The 15,366-nt window shown below is 72.7% G+C and carries 11 protein-coding genes; 7 read left to right on the plus strand and 4 right to left on the minus strand.

Going from position 1 to position 15,366, the window contains the following annotated elements; all coding sequences use genetic code 11:
- Positions 1 to 24: 24 nt before the first annotated feature.
- Together ABD295_RS18400 and ABD295_RS18405 are read right to left on the minus strand one after the other, a co-directional pair.
- Positions 25 to 354: a WXG100 family type VII secretion target gene (locus tag ABD295_RS18400; protein ID WP_344305267.1), complete on the minus strand. Its 330-nt coding sequence runs from the start codon at positions 352 to 354 to the stop codon at positions 25 to 27.
- A gap of 212 nt (positions 355 to 566) precedes the next feature.
- Positions 567 to 1,970 (minus strand): hypothetical protein, encoded by a 1,404-nt coding sequence (locus ABD295_RS18405; protein WP_344305268.1) that lies wholly within the window; start codon positions 1,968 to 1,970, stop codon positions 567 to 569.
- Between the two features lie 149 nt (positions 1,971 to 2,119).
- On the opposite strand from ABD295_RS18405, the gene eccCa reads away from it, so the two are divergent.
- Positions 2,120 to 6,154: a type VII secretion protein EccCa gene (gene eccCa / locus ABD295_RS18410; protein ID WP_344305269.1), complete on the plus strand. Its 4,035-nt coding sequence runs from the start codon at positions 2,120 to 2,122 to the stop codon at positions 6,152 to 6,154.
- Between the two features lie 297 nt (positions 6,155 to 6,451).
- Here the strand turns inward: eccCa and ABD295_RS18415 are convergent, their stop codons facing one another.
- Complete coding sequence (locus tag ABD295_RS18415) at positions 6,452 to 8,188, minus strand: helicase HerA-like domain-containing protein (RefSeq protein ID WP_344305270.1); 1,737 nt, start codon at positions 8,186 to 8,188, stop codon at positions 6,452 to 6,454.
- 161 nt (positions 8,189 to 8,349) lie between these two features.
- Between ABD295_RS18415 and ABD295_RS18420 the strand changes: the two genes are divergently transcribed.
- Entirely contained in the window at positions 8,350 to 8,862 is a 513-nt protein-coding gene (locus ABD295_RS18420; RefSeq protein ID WP_344305272.1) for a LytR C-terminal domain-containing protein, read from the plus strand.
- Between the two features lie 36 nt (positions 8,863 to 8,898).
- Here ABD295_RS18420 and ABD295_RS18425 read toward each other — a convergent pair whose 3' ends face one another.
- On the minus strand, positions 8,899 to 10,392 hold the full coding sequence (locus tag ABD295_RS18425) for a potassium/proton antiporter (RefSeq protein ID WP_344305273.1): 1,494 nt from the start codon (positions 10,390 to 10,392) through the stop codon (positions 8,899 to 8,901).
- A 172-nt stretch (positions 10,393 to 10,564) separates the two neighbouring features.
- Here ABD295_RS18425 and ABD295_RS18430 point away from each other — a divergent pair, with 172 nt between their 5' ends.
- The 5 genes from ABD295_RS18430 (at position 10,565) to ABD295_RS18450 (ending at position 15,357) form a co-directional block, all read left to right on the plus strand.
- Positions 10,565 to 10,957 carry a hypothetical protein gene (locus ABD295_RS18430; protein WP_344305274.1) on the plus strand — a complete coding sequence of 131 codons (393 nt, stop codon included), beginning with the start codon at positions 10,565 to 10,567 and terminating at the stop codon, positions 10,955 to 10,957.
- Positions 10,954 to 12,435: a hypothetical protein gene (locus ABD295_RS18435; RefSeq protein ID WP_344305275.1), complete on the plus strand. Its 1,482-nt coding sequence runs from the start codon at positions 10,954 to 10,956 to the stop codon at positions 12,433 to 12,435. Before ABD295_RS18430 ends, ABD295_RS18435 begins: the two co-directional genes overlap by 4 nt.
- A 142-nt stretch (positions 12,436 to 12,577) precedes the next feature.
- Entirely contained in the window at positions 12,578 to 12,949 is a 372-nt protein-coding gene (locus tag ABD295_RS18440; RefSeq protein ID WP_344305276.1) for a hypothetical protein, read from the plus strand.
- A gap of 66 nt (positions 12,950 to 13,015) precedes the next feature.
- Positions 13,016 to 13,987 (plus strand): hypothetical protein, encoded by a 972-nt coding sequence (locus ABD295_RS18445; protein WP_344305277.1) that lies wholly within the window; start codon positions 13,016 to 13,018, stop codon positions 13,985 to 13,987.
- A complete protein-coding gene (locus ABD295_RS18450; RefSeq protein WP_344305278.1) occupies positions 13,984 to 15,357 on the plus strand; it encodes a hypothetical protein in 1,374 nt (457 codons plus the stop codon). The genes ABD295_RS18445 and ABD295_RS18450 overlap by 4 nt, the downstream gene beginning before the upstream one ends.
- The last annotated feature ends 9 nt before the right edge of the window (positions 15,358 to 15,366 follow it).

A 15,366-nucleotide genomic window follows, 5' to 3' on the forward strand; every position in this document is an offset into this window, starting at 1 on the left:
CTGGTGGGGGTGAGGGCCGGCGACTCAGAAGTCGCGCACGCCCTCCATCTGGTTGCGGATCGAGGCGACGTTGGAGGCGCTGGTCTCGTCGGAGGTGGTCAGCGACTTCTCGGTCTGGCTCAGGCTGGCCTCGAACTTCTCCAGCGTCTGGACGATCGCGCCCTGCTTCTCGTCCCACGCTGTGTTGAGGACACCGAACGCGATGGCCCCGTCACCGCCCCACTTGCCGTTCAGCTGGTTGATCTCGCCCTGCAGCTCGTTGCTCAGGCGACGCAGCTCGACCTTGGCCTCGGCGAGGAGCTGCTCGGTGGTCTTGAGGGTTCCCTCGCCGAATCCCACGCGGTTCTGGCTCATTGGATGCTCACTTCCTTGTCCCCGGTGGATTCGCCGAGGGGCTCGTTGACACCTGTGCGTTGTCACTTGCGTGCGTGTCCGACCGCGTTCCCGAGACGTGGGATCCGACTACCGGACAACGCTGGTCTACCCGGCTCGTCGCGGGCCAAACCTCGGATGCGCGCGGCTGTGGAAACCAGCCGTGGCGCGGGGTGGACCCCCCATCAGCCCGGTCAGCTCGAAGGACCGTTGGCCGAGGTGAGCTCCCAGAGCGCCAGGAACAACCCCGACGACACGATGATGCTGGCCAGCGCGAAGGCACCGGCCACGGACTCCGCGACCTCCGCGCGCCGTGACCACCAGGCAGACCGCCAGCCGCGGCCGGTGGCGACCGCGGCCACCAGGAGCACAGCGGCGACGACGCCGGCACCAACGGCGACGAGCGCCAGACGGCCCTGCGCGAGGCCGAGAAGGAGCTGCCCGGCGAGCACGATCCAGCAGTAGAGACCGGCGACGCGGAGCAACGAGCGCGGGGCAGCATGCCGATAGCTCCGCGCGACGAGGAGCAGCGACGCCCCCACGAAGAACACCATCGAACGCGCGCCGATCCGGTCGATGTCGCCGGCGGCAGTGGTCAACAGCTGCGGCACGGCCACGACGACGATCGCGGCGATCGCGGCGCACGCCGCCGTGGTGGTCCGGGCGGCGCGACCGGCGACGGCGGCGACGCCGGCGAACGAGACGACGGTGCGGCCCCGGCGGCCCCGGCGGCCCCGCGGCACCTCGCGGGCCGACCAGGCCGACGCCGCCAGCCGCTCGAGGTCGATGAGGTGGTGGTCGGGCACGTCGACGGCGAGCAGCGGCACCGACCTGCTCGCGAGCATCGCGACCAGCAGCAGGACCGACCACACGACCGCCGGCGCAACCCCGAGCAACGCCCCCAGAGCAGGCACGACGAAGGCAGTGCCTCCGGCCACGATCCAGACGAGGAGGCCCTCGTCCGGTCCTGCCGCCACTGCGCGAGCCACTCCCGCGGTCACCGCGGCCGCCAGCGCCGCGCCACCGATGATCGCCGGGAGGTGCAGAGGGTCCGGGTCCCACAGCAACGCGTACGCCGCCGCGCCGGCGAAGACAGGTGCCGTCACCGCCCTCAGCGGTGCCAGGCGGCCCACCGGCAGGACACCGGCGACGGCGGCACCGAGCAGCACCAGCACGACCGGGGTGGTGAGGTCGGCCGAGCCGGACGGCGCCAGCAGCCAGCCGGCCAGCGCCGCAGCGGCGGCCGCGGTGACGAACCAGCCGACGGCCAGCGGCCCGGGTGCATCCTCGGGACCGCGCACAGGGGTGCGCGCTGACGGGTGGCCGACGGGCGGACGCTGGGCGCCCGTGGTGGCGACGAGCACCGTGCCGGTCCCGATCCCGCCCTCCGAGAGGACCAGGTCGGGCGGCAGCGACGCGCCGGTGCTGGTGAAGAGCAGCGGGACGGTGCCGAGCCCGGACCGCTCGGCGTACTCCCTGGCGACGTCCCACGTGGACGCGCCGCCCGGGACGACGAGGTCGAGGACGCCCAGCGGGCCGTGCACGCTGAGTGCGACCGCGCCGTGGCTGGAGACCGCGGGCGGAAAGGCGTCGGGCACGCGCCTCGCCCCCTCCGAGAGTTCCGATCTGACCGTGCAGGTGATTGAGCCGGCCCCAGCAGGGTAGTCGCTGTCAGGGGTCCCGCTTAGGCTGACGGTCTCTCGGTCCGGCGGCCGGGGCTGGCAGACACCGACCACTCGGGGGATCGATGAGCACGACGTTGCGGGGCACGCGCCACGACGAGCCCGAGCTCCCCACCGGTCGCATCCAGCTCCAGCCGCCGCCGCAGATCGACCAGGCGGAGGGCGCCGGCGGCGTCCTCATGAACGCCATCCCGATGCTCGGCAGCCTCGGGTCGATCGTGCTCGTCGCCACCATGGGCGGCGGGCAGAACGGCGGTCGCAGCTACATCGCCGCCGGCATGTTCCTCTTCGCGACGCTGGGCTTCATCGTGGTCCAGATCGACCGGCAGCGGAAGCAGCGGACGCAGCAGGTGACCGGCTCGCGGACCGAGTACCTCCGCTACCTCGCCGGAGTCCGCAAGATCGCCCGCGACTCGGCCGACCAGCAGCGCCGGGCCCTCACGTGGCACCACCCGGACCCCACGGCGCTGCCCGCCCTCGCCGAGGAGCGGTCCCGGGTATGGGAGCACACGTCCAACGACACCGGATTCCTGCACGTGCGCTACGGCCTCTGCGCGCAGCCGCTGTCGATCGACCTCGTGCCACCCGACAGCACCCCGATCGACCAGGTCGACCCGGCAGCGGCCTCGGCGCTGCACCGCCTGCTCGTGGTGCACCGCATCCAGCCCCACCTGCCCGCCAGCATCGACCTGCGTGCGTTCGACGGGATCGAGGTGTGCGGGCCCGAGGAGCAGGCGCGCGCGCTGGCCCGCGCGCTGGTGTGCTCGGCCACCGCCTTCCACTCGCCGAGCAACCTGATCGTGGCGGTGCTCTGCGACGAGCAGCACCTCGCCCACTGGGACTGGATCAAGTGGCTCCCCCACGCCCAGAGCGCCCAGCTGAGCGATGCCGTCGGACCCACGCGCATGGTGACCACCCAGCTCGCCGACCTGGCGACCATGCTGCCGCCCGACCTGAGCGACCGGCCGCGGTTCGGCGCGGACGAGCGGCCGGCCACCCCGCACATCCTCCTGGTCGTCGACGGTGCCACGCTGCCGCCGGGCAACCACGTCATCCCTCCCGACGGCCTGCACGGCGTCACGCTCATCGACCTGCCCACCCGGTGGGACCAGCTCGACGACTCATCGCGGCTGCGCCTGGAGATCGAGGATCCCGAGCTGGACGCCGGTGCCGCCGCCCGGCTGGTCGGTCACCCGAGCAAGGTCGCGATCCAGGCGCTGCGCGTGCGCGAGGCCCCGGTCCTCGCACTAGGCGACCAGTGCGACCTGGCGACCGCCGAGGCGTTCGCGCGCCGGCTCACCCCGCTGCACACGGTCTCGGCGGGCGCGACCTCGGACGAGACCCCGAGCGAGATCACCGGACCGTCCGACTTCATGGACCTGCTCGGGCTCGGCGACGTGCACCACTTCGACCCGTCCGCAGCCTGGCGCACCCGACCCGCCCGCGACCGGCTGCGGGTGCCCATCGGCCTCGGCGAGGGCGGCGGCTTGGTGCACCTGGACATCAAGGAGTCCGCCCAGCAGGGCATGGGGCCGCACGGCCTCGTCATCGGCGCCACGGGGTCGGGCAAGTCCGAGTTCCTGCGCACGCTGGTGCTGGGCCTCGCGCTGACCCACTCGCCCGAGCAGCTCAACATGGTGCTGGTCGACTTCAAGGGCGGCGCGACCTTCGCGGGCATCGCCGACATGCCCCACGTCTCGGCCGTCATCACCAACCTGGCCCAGGAGCTCACCCTCGTCGACCGCATGCAGGACGCACTGTCCGGTGAGATGGTGCGCCGCCAGGAGCTCCTCCGCGAGGCCGGCAACTACGCCTCGATCCGCGACTACGAGCGCGCCCGCGCGGCGGGCGAGCCGCTGGCACCCATGCCGTCGCTGTTCCTCGTGGTCGACGAGTTCTCCGAGATGCTGTCGGCGAAGCCCGAGTTCATCGACCTCTTCGTCGCCGTCGGCCGACTGGGCCGCTCGCTCGGTCTGCACCTGCTGCTCGCCTCGCAGCGGCTCGAGGAGGGCCGGCTGCGCGGCCTGGAGTCGCACCTGTCGTACCGCATCGGTCTGCGCACCTTCAGCGCCCAGGAGTCCCGCTCGGTGCTCGGCGTGCCCGACGCCTACGAGCTGCCGTCCGTGCCCGGGCTCGGCTACCTCAAGCCCGATCCGACGACGTTGCAGAAGTTCAAGGCCGCCTACGTCTCGGGGCCTCCGGCCACCAACCGTCCCCGGGTGCGTCGCGACGAGGGCGGACACGTGCAGGGGATCTTGCCCTTCACCATCGCCGAGGTGCAGACCATCGAGTCCCCGGACCCCGGGGAACCGGAGCCCGTGGTCGCGGAGCAGCCGGTCCAGCAGGGCGAGGGGCCGACCCTCCTCGACGTGGCCGTCTCACAGATGGTCGGCCAAGGACCGCCGGCCCACCAGGTCTGGCTGCCCCCGCTCGACGTCCCCGACACCCTCGACGACCTGATGCCCGACCTCGTCGACGACCCCGAGCTCGGGCTCGTCTCGCCACACTGGCGGGCGATGGGTGCCCTCACCATCCCGCTCGGTACTGTCGACCGTCCGCGCGAGCAGCGACGCGACACCCTGACCATCAGCCTCACCGGCGCCGGTGGTCACGTGACCGTCGTCGGTGGTCCCCGCAGCGGCAAGAGCACGCTGCTGCGCACCATGGTCACCAGCCTGTCGCTGACCAGCACCCCGCAGGAGTCGCAGTTCTTCGTGCTCGACTTCGGCGGCGGCACGTTCGCGCCGCTGGCCCGGCTCCCCCACGTCGCCGGGGTCGGCACGCGGTCCGAGCCCGACGTCGTACGCCGGATCATCGCCGAGGTGACCGGCGTGGTCGACCGACGCGAGGCCTACTTCCGCGAGCAGGGCATCGACTCGATCGAGACCTACCGCTCGCGCCGCAGGCAGGGTCGTGCCGACGACGGCTTCGGCGACGTCTTCCTGGTCGTCGACGGGTGGAGCACGCTGCGCGCCGACTTCGACGACCTGGAGCTCGAGCTGCAGCAGCTGGCCGCGCGCGGCCTCACCTTCGGACTGCACGTGGTCGCCGCCGCCGGACGGTGGGCCGATTACCGCGCCGCGATGCGCGACGTCTTCGGCACCAAGCTCGAGCTCCGCCTCGGCGACCCGGTGGACTCCGAAGTGGACCGTAAGGTCGCCGCGCTGGTGCCGACGGGCCGGCCGGGCCGTGGTCTGGTCCCGGGCAAGCTGCACTTCCTCGGCGCGTTGCCGCGCGTCGACGGGGACCCCTCGCCCGATTCCGTCGGCGACGGCGTCGACGACCTGGTCAAGCGCAGCGACGCCGCCTGGCGCGGCCCGCGCGGACCCAAGCTGCGGCTGCTCCCCGAGCTCATCACGCTCGACGCGGTGCGCGCCCAAGCGGTGGAGCAGCGCCTCGACGACCGCCGGTTGCTGCTCGGCGTCGACGAGAAGGAGCTGGCCCCGATCGGTCTCGACATGGACCTCGAGCCGCACCTCCTCGTCTACGGCGACAGCCAGTCCGGCAAGAGCGCGCTGCTGCGCACGCTGATCCGCGAGATCACCCGCAGCCGCACCAACAAGCAGGCCCAGCTGGTCGTGGTCGACTACCGCCGCTCCCTGCTCGGCGAGATCCCCGAGGACTACCAGCTCAACTACCTCACCTCCGCCGCGCAGGCCCAGCCTGCGCTGCGCGACCTGGCGACCTACCTCGAGAGCCGGATCCCCGGTCCCGACGTCACCCCCGACCAGCTGCGCAACCGGTCGTGGTGGACCGGGGCGGAGGCGTTCGTGATCGTCGACGACTACGACCTCGTCGCGACCCAGCAGAGCTCACCGCTGGCCGTCCTCCAGCCGCTGATGGCGCAGGCCCGCGACGTCGGCCTGCACGTGATCGTCGCCCGCCGCTCCGGTGGCGCCTCGCGAGCGGCGTACGAGTCGGTCATCCAGTCCCTGCGCGACCTGGCGATGCCCGGCATCCTGCTCTCCGGCTCGCCCGAGGAGGGCCCGATCCTCGGCAAGCTGCGCCCGCAGCACAGCGCCCCCGGCCGTGGCCGGATGCTGTCGCGCTCGCGCGGCCTCGACGTGCTTCAGGTCGCCTGGACCGATCCCAAGCTGTAGGCCACCTGCTCTCCCGGCCCACCCGGCTGTCCGCACTGTCCCCGCCCCCGCCGCCCCCCGCCGCCCCCCGCCGCCCCCCGCCGACAACAACCGCGCAATTGCTGAGTTATGGCCGTCATGTGGGGCCTCGAAGCGGCAACAGCCGTTCAATTGCGCCGTTGTTGTCGGCGGGTGTGGGCCGCCCGCTCGTGGCGGCAACAACCGCACAATTGATGGGTTTTGGCTGTCCGTGCCGGCCAACGGCGACAACAACTCAGCAATTGCGCGGAAGTGGTCCTGACTCGACGGCCCGGACAGCTACCGACGACCCGACCCGAACATCCCGCGCGCGATCTCGCGGGCGGCAGTGCGCATGAAGTCCTTGAAGGCGCCGGACTGGACGACGTCCTTGACGACGCCCCCATCGCGTGACCCGTCGTCCTCCTGTCGGCGCGAGGTCGTGCGCGAGCGCGCCTTGGCCTCCTTCTCGGCGGCGGCACGGTCGAGCTTGGCCTGGCGCTGTTGCTCGGCGTACGCCGCGTCCTCGGCGGCCTTGCGGGCGCCCTCCTCGAGCTTGGCCGCGAGCTTCTCGCGGGCGGACTCGCGGTCGATCGGCTCGGCGTACTTGGCGTAGCGGGGGCTGGCCTTCACGGCGGCGCCCATCGCGGCGGCGTCGGCGGGGGCCATCAGCGACTCGGGTGCGCGCAGGCGGGTCCAGGCGACCGGGGTCGGGGCGCCGCGTTCGTTCATGACGGTGACGACGGCCTCGCCGATGCCGAGGCTGGTGATGACCTCGCCGAGGTCGTCGTACCCGCTGGTGGGATAGGTGTTCACGGTCGCCTTCAGCGCCTTGGCGTCGTTGGGCGTGTGCGAGCGCAGCTGGTGCTGGACCCGCGAGCCGAGCTGAGCGAGCACGTCGTCGGGGACGTCGGTCGGGCTCTGGGTCACGAAGAAGACGCCGACGCCCTTCGAGCGGATCAGCCGCACGGTCTGGGCGATCTGGTCGAGGAACGACTTCGACGCGTCGTTGAAGAGCAGGTGCGCCTCGTCGAAGAAGAAGACGAGCTTGGGACGGTCGATGTCGCCGACCTCGGGCAGGTCGTGGAAGAGGTCGGCGAGGAGCCACATCAGGAAGGTCGAGAAGACCGCCGGCCGGTCCTGGAGGTTGGGCAGCTCGACCAGCGAGATCAGGCCCTTGCCCTCGGGCGTCACCTGCAGGAAGTCCGCCGACTCGAACTCCGGCTCGCCGAAGAAGGCGTCGGCTCCCTGGTCCTGGAAGGCGATCAGCTCGCGGAGGATCACGCCGGCGGTGGCGGTCGAGAGCCCGCCCAGGCTCTTGAGGTCGACCTTGCCCTCGTCGGAGGTGAGGTGGCCGACCACCGCCCGCAGGTCCGCGAGGTCGAGCAGCGGCAGCCCGAACTTGTCGGCGTAGTGGAAGATCAGGCCGAGGCTCGACTCCTGCGTGTCGTTGAGGCCGAGCACCTTGCTGAGCAGCACCGGCCCGAACGCGCTCATCGTCACCCGCAGAGGGATCCCGGTGCCCTCCCCGCCGAGCGCGTAGAACTCGGTCGGGAAGCCGGTCGCCGTCCAGGTCTGCCCCACCGACGCGGCACGCGAGGAGATCTTCTCGCCGCCCTCACCCGGGACGCTGAGCCCGGACAGGTCGCCCTTGATGTCGGCGGCGAAGACGGGTACGCCGGCCGCGCTGAGCTGCTCGGCCATCAGCTGGAGCGTCTTCGTCTTGCCCGTTCCGGTCGCGCCGGCGACCAGGCCGTGGCGGTTGAGCATCGCGAGCGGGATGCGGATGGGGACGCCGCCGAGGTCGTTCGCGTTGAGCATCAGTCCGCCGAGCTCGAGAGCCGCGCCCTCGAACTGGTAGCCCGCAGCCACCGCCGCGGTGAGCGCGTCCAGCTCCTCGGCAGGAGCGGAGGCCTCGGCGGGAGCGGGGGCCTCGGCGGGAGCGGGAGGCTCGGCGGGAGCGGGGGGCTCGGCTGGGGTGGCTGCCTCGACGGGCGGCTCCGAGCTGGCGTCCGGCGGCGGCGTGGTGTCGCTCATGGGGCGAGCCTAGGAGGTTGCTGGACGATCGGCGCGCAGCGGATCGGATCGTTCGGCAGCCTCTCGCAGCCCGTGGTCGGCCCGAGTCGGAGGCTCTGGACGGTTGGCTAAGGTACCCGCATGGTCCGGGAGAGCGAGCTCCACGGAGGAGGGACCCGCTGATGGTGCGCGGCATCCGCTCCACCCTGACGCTCGTCTTCCTGGTCGCGCTGCTCGTCGGTGCCGTCATCTGGGGCTGGGGCGCCGCGACGAAGCCGCTTCCCCAGACCCAGGACGAGCCGCTCTGCGAGGAAGTCGCCGTCGAGGCGGGGCAGCGCGTCTACCCCGACCAGGTCGCGGTCAGCATCTTCAACGCCAGCTCGCGCGCGGGACTCGCGGGCCGGACGACCGAGCTCTTCCTCGACAGCGGCTTCGGTGAGGGCGACAGCGGCAACGCCCCGACCGGGACCGAGGTGGCGTACGCCCAGATCTGGGCGAGTGATCCCAAGAGCCCAGCGGTGCGCCTCGTGAAGAGCTACCTCGGCCCGCGCGCGACCATCACCGAGGGCGACCAGCTCGGGGTCGGTGTGGTGGTGGTCGTCGGCGAGGAGTTCGAGGAGCTCGTCAAGGGAAAGAAGTCGGTCAAGGCCGCGGCGGACGGGTTCGTCTGCAGCCCTCCCGGCACCACCGACTGAGCAGAACGGACCCGGCCCAGCCGCAGCCGCGACCCGTCACTCGTCGAGCCAGGCGGCCAGCCGTCCGCCCACCGCGACCTGACGCAGCCGGATCTCGGTCGACTCGCGCTGCTTGCGGGGCGTGACGACGACGAGGTCGTCACCGGTGCGCAGCGCCGTGCGCGGCTCGGGCACGAGTGCGCGGCCGCCCCTGATCACCAACGAGACCGACGCCCCTGTCGGGAGGCGCAGCTCGCCGACCTCGACCCCGTGCATCTTCGAGCCGGGGCTGATGGTGACCTGGAGCAGGTCGGCGGCGACCTTCTCGAGGGGCGCCGCCTCGACCTCGAGGCCGCGCGGCTCGCTGCTCAGCGCGACGCCCAGCCACCGCGCTACGAACGGGAGGGTGGGCCCGGTCAACAGGGTGTAGATCACGACCATCACGAAGACCAGGTCGAAGAGCCGCTCGGCGCCGTCGACGTCGGCCGCCAGCGCGATCGTCGTCAGGACGATCGGGACCGCGCCGCGGAGCCCGGCCCAGGACAGGAAGGCGTACTCGCGCCAGGGCATCGGCTGGACGACCGTGCTCACCAGCACCGAGAGCGGCCGGGCCACGAACGTGAGGATCAGGCCGGCCACCACGGCGAGACCGACGATCTCGGGGGTGATCCGACCGGGCGAGAGCAGCAGGCCGAGCATCACGAACAGCCCGATCTGCGCCAACCAGGCGATCCCCTCGGCGAAGGACCGGGAGGCCAGCCGGTGCGGGAGCTCGCTGTTGCCGAGCACGAGGGCGGCGACGTAGATGGCGGCGAACCCGCTGCCGTGCACGGCCGCCGCGGCGCCGTACGCCAGGAACGCCAGGCAGAGCACCGCGATCGGGTAGAGGCCCGAGGCGGGCAGCGCGATGCGCCGCAGGATCCACGCGCCGCCGAAGCCGAAGAGGAGGCCGGACAGCACGCCGACAGCGAGCTCGAAGCCGACGGTGCCCACCATCTCGGCGATGCTCTTCTCCTGCAGCGCGCCTGACGACACGAGCGTGACCAGGACGACGGTCGGCGCGTCGTTGAGTCCCGACTCGGCCTCGAGCGACCCGACCAGCCGTCGTGGCAGCGGGATCGCGCGCAGCACCGAGAACACCGCTGCGGCGTCCGTCGGCGACGTCACCGCACCGAGCAGGATCGCGAGCTCCCAGGACAACCCGAGCAGGAAGTGCGACCCGACCGCCACCACGGTCACGGACACCGCGACGCCCAGCGTGGCCAGCGAGACGCCCAATGGCATCGCGGGGCGCGCCTCGGACCAGCTCGTCGTCAGACCACCTTCGGCGAGGATCACGGCCAGCGCCGCGAAGCCGAGCGCGTGCGCCAGCTGGGCATCCTCGAAGTTGATGCCGAACCCGGACTCCCCCAGCGCAACCCCCATCAGCAGGTAGATCAGCAGGCTTGGCAGGCCGGCGCGGGTCGAGGCCCGCACGGCCAGGATGGCGAGGAAGGTGACTGCCGCGCCGACCAGCACGAACTCGTCGAGCTGGTGGGCGTCGAACGTCACGAGCACCTCGTCGGGGTGGGCGGTGGGCCAGGGAAACGGGGTGGAGGGCCGATCGTATCGGCGTTTGCGGCAGCGGTTCTCCACAGCCCGTGCGGGCGGACGTTTGTCCACAGAGCCGTTCGGGCAGGACGCGTGCCGACGCACCTCGCTCCGAGGGCACCCAGGAGGCAATTTGTACGGCGACGCGGACGCGATCAGGGCCCTGGCCCGACGGCTCGACGAGCAGGGCTGCGACATCATCGACGAGGCCGGTCGCCTGGTCGCCCTGGCGGAGGCGTGCGGGTGGTCGGGGCTGGCGGCCGACGCCATGCGTCGCCGCAACCAGGTCCGGGCAGCCGCGCTGCACAGGACCGCAACGCGTCACGAGGACGCGGCGGCGGCGCTGCGGCGGCACGCCCGTGAGGTCGAGAACCGCCTCGAGCTGATCGCGGCCGCCGAGCGCCAGGTCTCCACCTGGCTCGACGAGGTCGGCGACCTGGTCGGCGGGTTCGTGCCGCCCTCGCCAGGGCATCGGAACTGGCTCGACGTCGACCTCCCCGTGCCGACCACCGTGCCGACCGCGTGAGCGGGGCAGACGAGGCCGTCACGATCAGTGAGGTCGTCGGCGGGAGCAACGGCTTGGCGGTGTCGCACGAGGAGGCGCGCGGCCTCGCCGCGGCGTACGACGAAGCCGGTGACCGGCTGCGCGCCTGGGCGCTGACCGGCGCGCGGGTCCTGGCCGACGGCGACCTGCTGGCGTCAGCGGTGCTGGCGCCGGTGAGCTTCGCCGAGGCCGAGGCAGCCGTGCTGCTGGCCACCACCGGGCCGGACGGCGCGCTGGCCGAGTCGCTGGGCTGGGAGGCGGACGCGCTGCTGATCCGGGCGTGCGTGGCGGCGTTCGAGCGCACCGACCAGGCCGTCGCCCTCGCCTTCCACCTCGTCGACCAGCAGGTGGGGCGCGCCCTCGGTGCGGGGTTGGGGCGGTCCGCGCCGACGGCGCTGGCCGCGGGTGCCCTCGCGTACGCGACGTACCTCACCCTGACCCCGGACGAGCAGCGCGCCCTCCGCGCGGCCGCGGCGGGGGGATCGAGGGCGCTGCAGGCGTGGTTGTCGCGCCACCCGTGGATCGTCGAGCACCTCGCCTCGGGAGGAGGTGGGCTGGTCGACGGCTTGTGGGCGGGCGCGACCGGGCAGCTGGTGCTCGGGCCGGACGGCCAGCCGCTCCCGCACCTCACGACGAGCGCGGCCGCGGAGGTGCTGGCCGGCTTCTACCCCGGCGACGGCGACGCTGACGTGGTCCGGCGCGACGACCTGCTCGCGCACGGGTCGGCGGCCCCGCCCGTGCCGTCGGACCTGGCCGCGATGCTGACGCACCTGCGCGAGGTCAGCCTGCTCTCGACGGGTTCGACCTCCCCCGGCAACGGGACGATCGAGGTGCAGACGATCACTGGACCGGACGGCCCGCGGCACGTCGTCTACCTTCCCGGCACCGACGACATGCTCACGACACCCTGGTCGCGCGACGCCGACGTCCGCGACCTGCCCACGAACTTCGCCGCCGTCGGCGGCGCCGACACCACATACGCCGATGGGATCCTCGAGGCGATGGCGGACGCCGGGATCCGCCCCGGTGAACCGGTCGCGCTCGTCGGCCACTCGCAGGGCGGCATCATGGCCGCCTGGCTGGCCGCGCACCAGGACACGTACGCCGTGTCCGCGGTCGTCACCGCCGGCTCGCCGGTCGCCGGCATGGGCCCCTACCCCGACGGCATGCAGATGCTGTCGCTGGAGAGCTCGGCGGACGTCGTGCCCCTCCTCGACGGAGACCCGAATCCCGACACCCCTCAGCACGTGACGGTCGTCTTCGACGACCCCGGCGTCGATGCGAGCGCGAACCCGGTCGTGGACGCGCACGACCTGGCTCGCTACGTCGAAGGAGCGGCGGCCGCGGGCGACAGCGACGACCCCTCGATCAGGGACGCGCTGCGACGCCTGAGCGAAGCGGGCTTCCTCGGCAGCGACGACCCCGCGCGCAGCCAGGTGCTGCAGATATCCCGCCGATGAGACAGCGAGCCGGCCACGTCACACCGGACTCGGGGTTTAGGGGAGCCCAGGGCGGGGAAGGCGTGCCTCGGAACCTCACCCGGCCGCAACCACGGGTGAGCCGCGGAGGAGCCGCGGACGTGGGACTTCGAGGAGTGAGCCGATGTACGGCGACACCAGCGTGATGCGCAAGCGCGCAGCCCAGCTGCGCGAGCAGGGCGTCGACATCGCGGCGACCGCCGACGGGCTCGTGGCCCAGGCCGACGGGATCTCCTGGACCGGCCGGGCGGCCGACGCGATGCGCACGCGGGTGCGCGAGCGGGCCGCGCACCTGAAGGAGGCGGCGGCGCTGCACGAGACCGCCGCCGACTCGCTGGGTCGTCACCTGGCGGAGGTGGACCGTCTCAAGGAGACGATCGCCGGGATCGAGCAGAGGGCCGCCTCGCTGGGCGCCGACGACGAGACGTCGGCGGCATTCGTCCGGCCCCAACGCGGCCACAAGGACTGGCTCGATGTGAGCCTGCCCGGACTGTGAGTCCGCCGTGATCGTGGCCGGACAGCACCCTCCCCTGACCCCACACCAGACTGCGAGCGCACCCTGATGGCGACCGTCGACCTGACCACCCCCATACCGGCTCCGGACACCCTCCTCGAAGCGCTGCCGCGCCGCGTGACCCTGACCCTTTCGGAGCTGCAGACCGCTGCCCGCCTCGCCGGCGACGCGCCGCTGCCGTTCGACCTCACCGCACCCGGGCCGGGCGCGCTCGAGGACCGGATGGGTCAGAGCCGCGGCTCGATCGAGGACACGGCGTACGTCGCCGCCCTCGGCACCCTGCACGATCCGATCGAGTCGCTGACCAGGCGCGGACTGCTGGACGGAGACACCCTTGACCCTGGGCTTGACCCTGGGCTTGACCCTGGGCTTGACCCTGGGCTTGACCATGGGCTCGCCGGGGCCATCGGGCTGCTCGCCACGCCCGAGGTCGCCCTCGACCTCGAGGTGCGCGTCGAGCAGGTGCAGGCCAAGGCCTGGCACCGCGAGGCCGGAGGCGCGGTCGCGACCCTGGCCACCGTGGACGGGATCGTCTTCGAGCTCGCGTGGTACGACGCCCCGCAGTGGCCCCACGAGCTTGCCCGGGCCGCCGTCGTGCCGGAGGACGTGCCACTGACCACCTCCGCGTTCCCGTGGATGGTCGACCTGCCGTTCGACCTCGCCAGCGGCGCTGCCGAGGCGTTGCGCACCGGCCGCGGCGACCTGTTGCCGGTGCTGGTCTCGCAGCACTCCGGCGGCATCGTCGACGGCGACGGGCAACCGGTGCCCGACCTGGATGTCCAGACGATGCTGCCGGCGCTCTTCGACGAGACACGCGGCCGGCTGCGGGCGATGGTCACCGACCTCTCGTCCGGAGCGGCCTCGGTGGTGGGCGTGGTCTCGTGGGTGCTGCTCGCCGACGGCTGGCGCGCGCTGCGCCCGCACCAACACGGCGACGAGCCGCGCGTCGAGGTCAGCGCCGTGGCGCCCGAGGACCTCGCCGCCGAGCTGGCGCCGGTGCTGGCGGAGGTGACCCGATGACCGAACGCATCGACACCGTGTCGGTCCACGACACGTTCGAACCAGGCGATCCGGAGGCCGCACGGTCCGCCGCAGGCGCTGCCACGGGCGACAAGTACGACCGGCTCCTGCAGCTGGCCGCCGGCTTCGACGCCGCAGGCGAGGACATGCGCGCCCGGGCGCAGCTGGGCGAGACCGTGCTGCGCGACGACGACGTCGCCGCCTCCGAAGAGCTGTCCCCACGGACCTACGCGCAGCTCGAGGAGGACGTGCGCCATGCGACCACCGGCAAGCACGGGCTGCTCGCCCGGTCGGTCGAGCTCGACGCGGACGCCCTGATGATCCGCGCCACCGTGCTGACCTACCGCTGGATCGACGACCTGCAGGAGGCGGCGTACAAGACGCTCGGCGCGATCGCCGGGCGCGCGATCGGCTACCTCGCGCCCGAGGTCGAGCTGGGAGGCGCCATCGTCTCGGCCGGCCTGATCGAGACCGACGCGCTCGACCGCGACGGCGTCGCGGCGTACATCGACGAGCTCGCCAAGAACAACCCCGACCTCCTCGAGCACGTCCAGAGCGGAGGCGGCGGTCTGCTCGAGAGCCTCCAGATGCGCTCCCTGCTGACCGCGGGCGTGCTCGCCGGTGCCTCGGGGGGCGACGCGGGCCGCGGCGGTCTCCGCGCGGTCGGCGCCGAGCCGCTCGCCGCCGACGCAGCCGCCGCGCTGCGCGACGTGGCCGGCGACTTCACCGTCGCCCCGGTCTCGGTGACGCCCGCCCTGCCCACCGACACTGTCGCGCCACCTCGCAACGTCGAGGCGCTGATGTCCGCGCTGTCCGGCGCCGAGCGCGGCATCACCGTGAGCAAGGTCGGCGTCGACCGCTACATCGCCTACCTCCCCGGTCCGATCGAGGCCGGCGAGGGACGGCTGCGCCTGGTCGGGGGCGACCACTCCTCCTACACCTCCCAGGTCGTCGCCGCGGTCGAGCGTGCGGTCGCGAACGGCGGAGAGGGCGTGGCCCGCGTGATGCTGGTCGGCTCGGCGCAGGGAGGCGTCAGCGCCGCGGAGGTCGCGGCGACCGTTCGCTCCGAGGCCTTCGTCGTCGAACAGGTGGTCACCGCGGGAGCCCCCGGATCGCAGGTCCACGACATCCCCGAGTCGACGCGGGTGCTCTCGCTCGAGGACCGCGCCGATCCGGTGGCGCTGCTCGGCTCCTTGATCAACGCGAAGGTCGCCAACCGGCTGACCGTGGTGTTCGACGCCGCCGCGGACGGAGCCGAGCCCGGCAGGATGTCCTACGTCGCCGGCGGTCGCGCAGCCGACCAGGCGGGCCATCCGGAGCTGCGCGCGGAGATCTCGCGCCTGCAGGAGCTGGGCTACCTCGCCGGCTGAGGTGGTTGG

The sequence above is a fragment of the Nocardioides bigeumensis genome, from assembly GCF_039531755.1.
In the GTDB taxonomy this organism is placed as follows: Bacteria; Actinomycetota; Actinomycetes; order Propionibacteriales; family Nocardioidaceae; genus Nocardioides; species Nocardioides bigeumensis.

What these genes read in the sequence shown, in the direction of transcription:
- ABD295_RS18445 (WP_344305277.1), top strand. Translation starts at nt 13,016, where the DNA reads ATGGCGACCGTCGACCTGACCACCCCCATACCGGCTCCGGACACCCTC.
- ABD295_RS18415 (WP_344305270.1), bottom strand. Translation starts at nt 8,188, where the DNA reads ATGAGCGACACCACGCCGCCGCCGGACGCCAGCTCGGAGCCGCCCGTC.
- ABD295_RS18440 (WP_344305276.1), top strand. Translation starts at nt 12,578, where the DNA reads ATGTACGGCGACACCAGCGTGATGCGCAAGCGCGCAGCCCAGCTGCGC.
- ABD295_RS18420 (WP_344305272.1), top strand. Translation starts at nt 8,350, where the DNA reads ATGGTGCGCGGCATCCGCTCCACCCTGACGCTCGTCTTCCTGGTCGCG.
- ABD295_RS18450 (WP_344305278.1), top strand. Translation starts at nt 13,984, where the DNA reads ATGACCGAACGCATCGACACCGTGTCGGTCCACGACACGTTCGAACCA.
- ABD295_RS18400 (WP_344305267.1), bottom strand. Translation starts at nt 354, where the DNA reads ATGAGCCAGAACCGCGTGGGATTCGGCGAGGGAACCCTCAAGACCACC.
- eccCa (WP_344305269.1), top strand. Translation starts at nt 2,120, where the DNA reads ATGAGCACGACGTTGCGGGGCACGCGCCACGACGAGCCCGAGCTCCCC.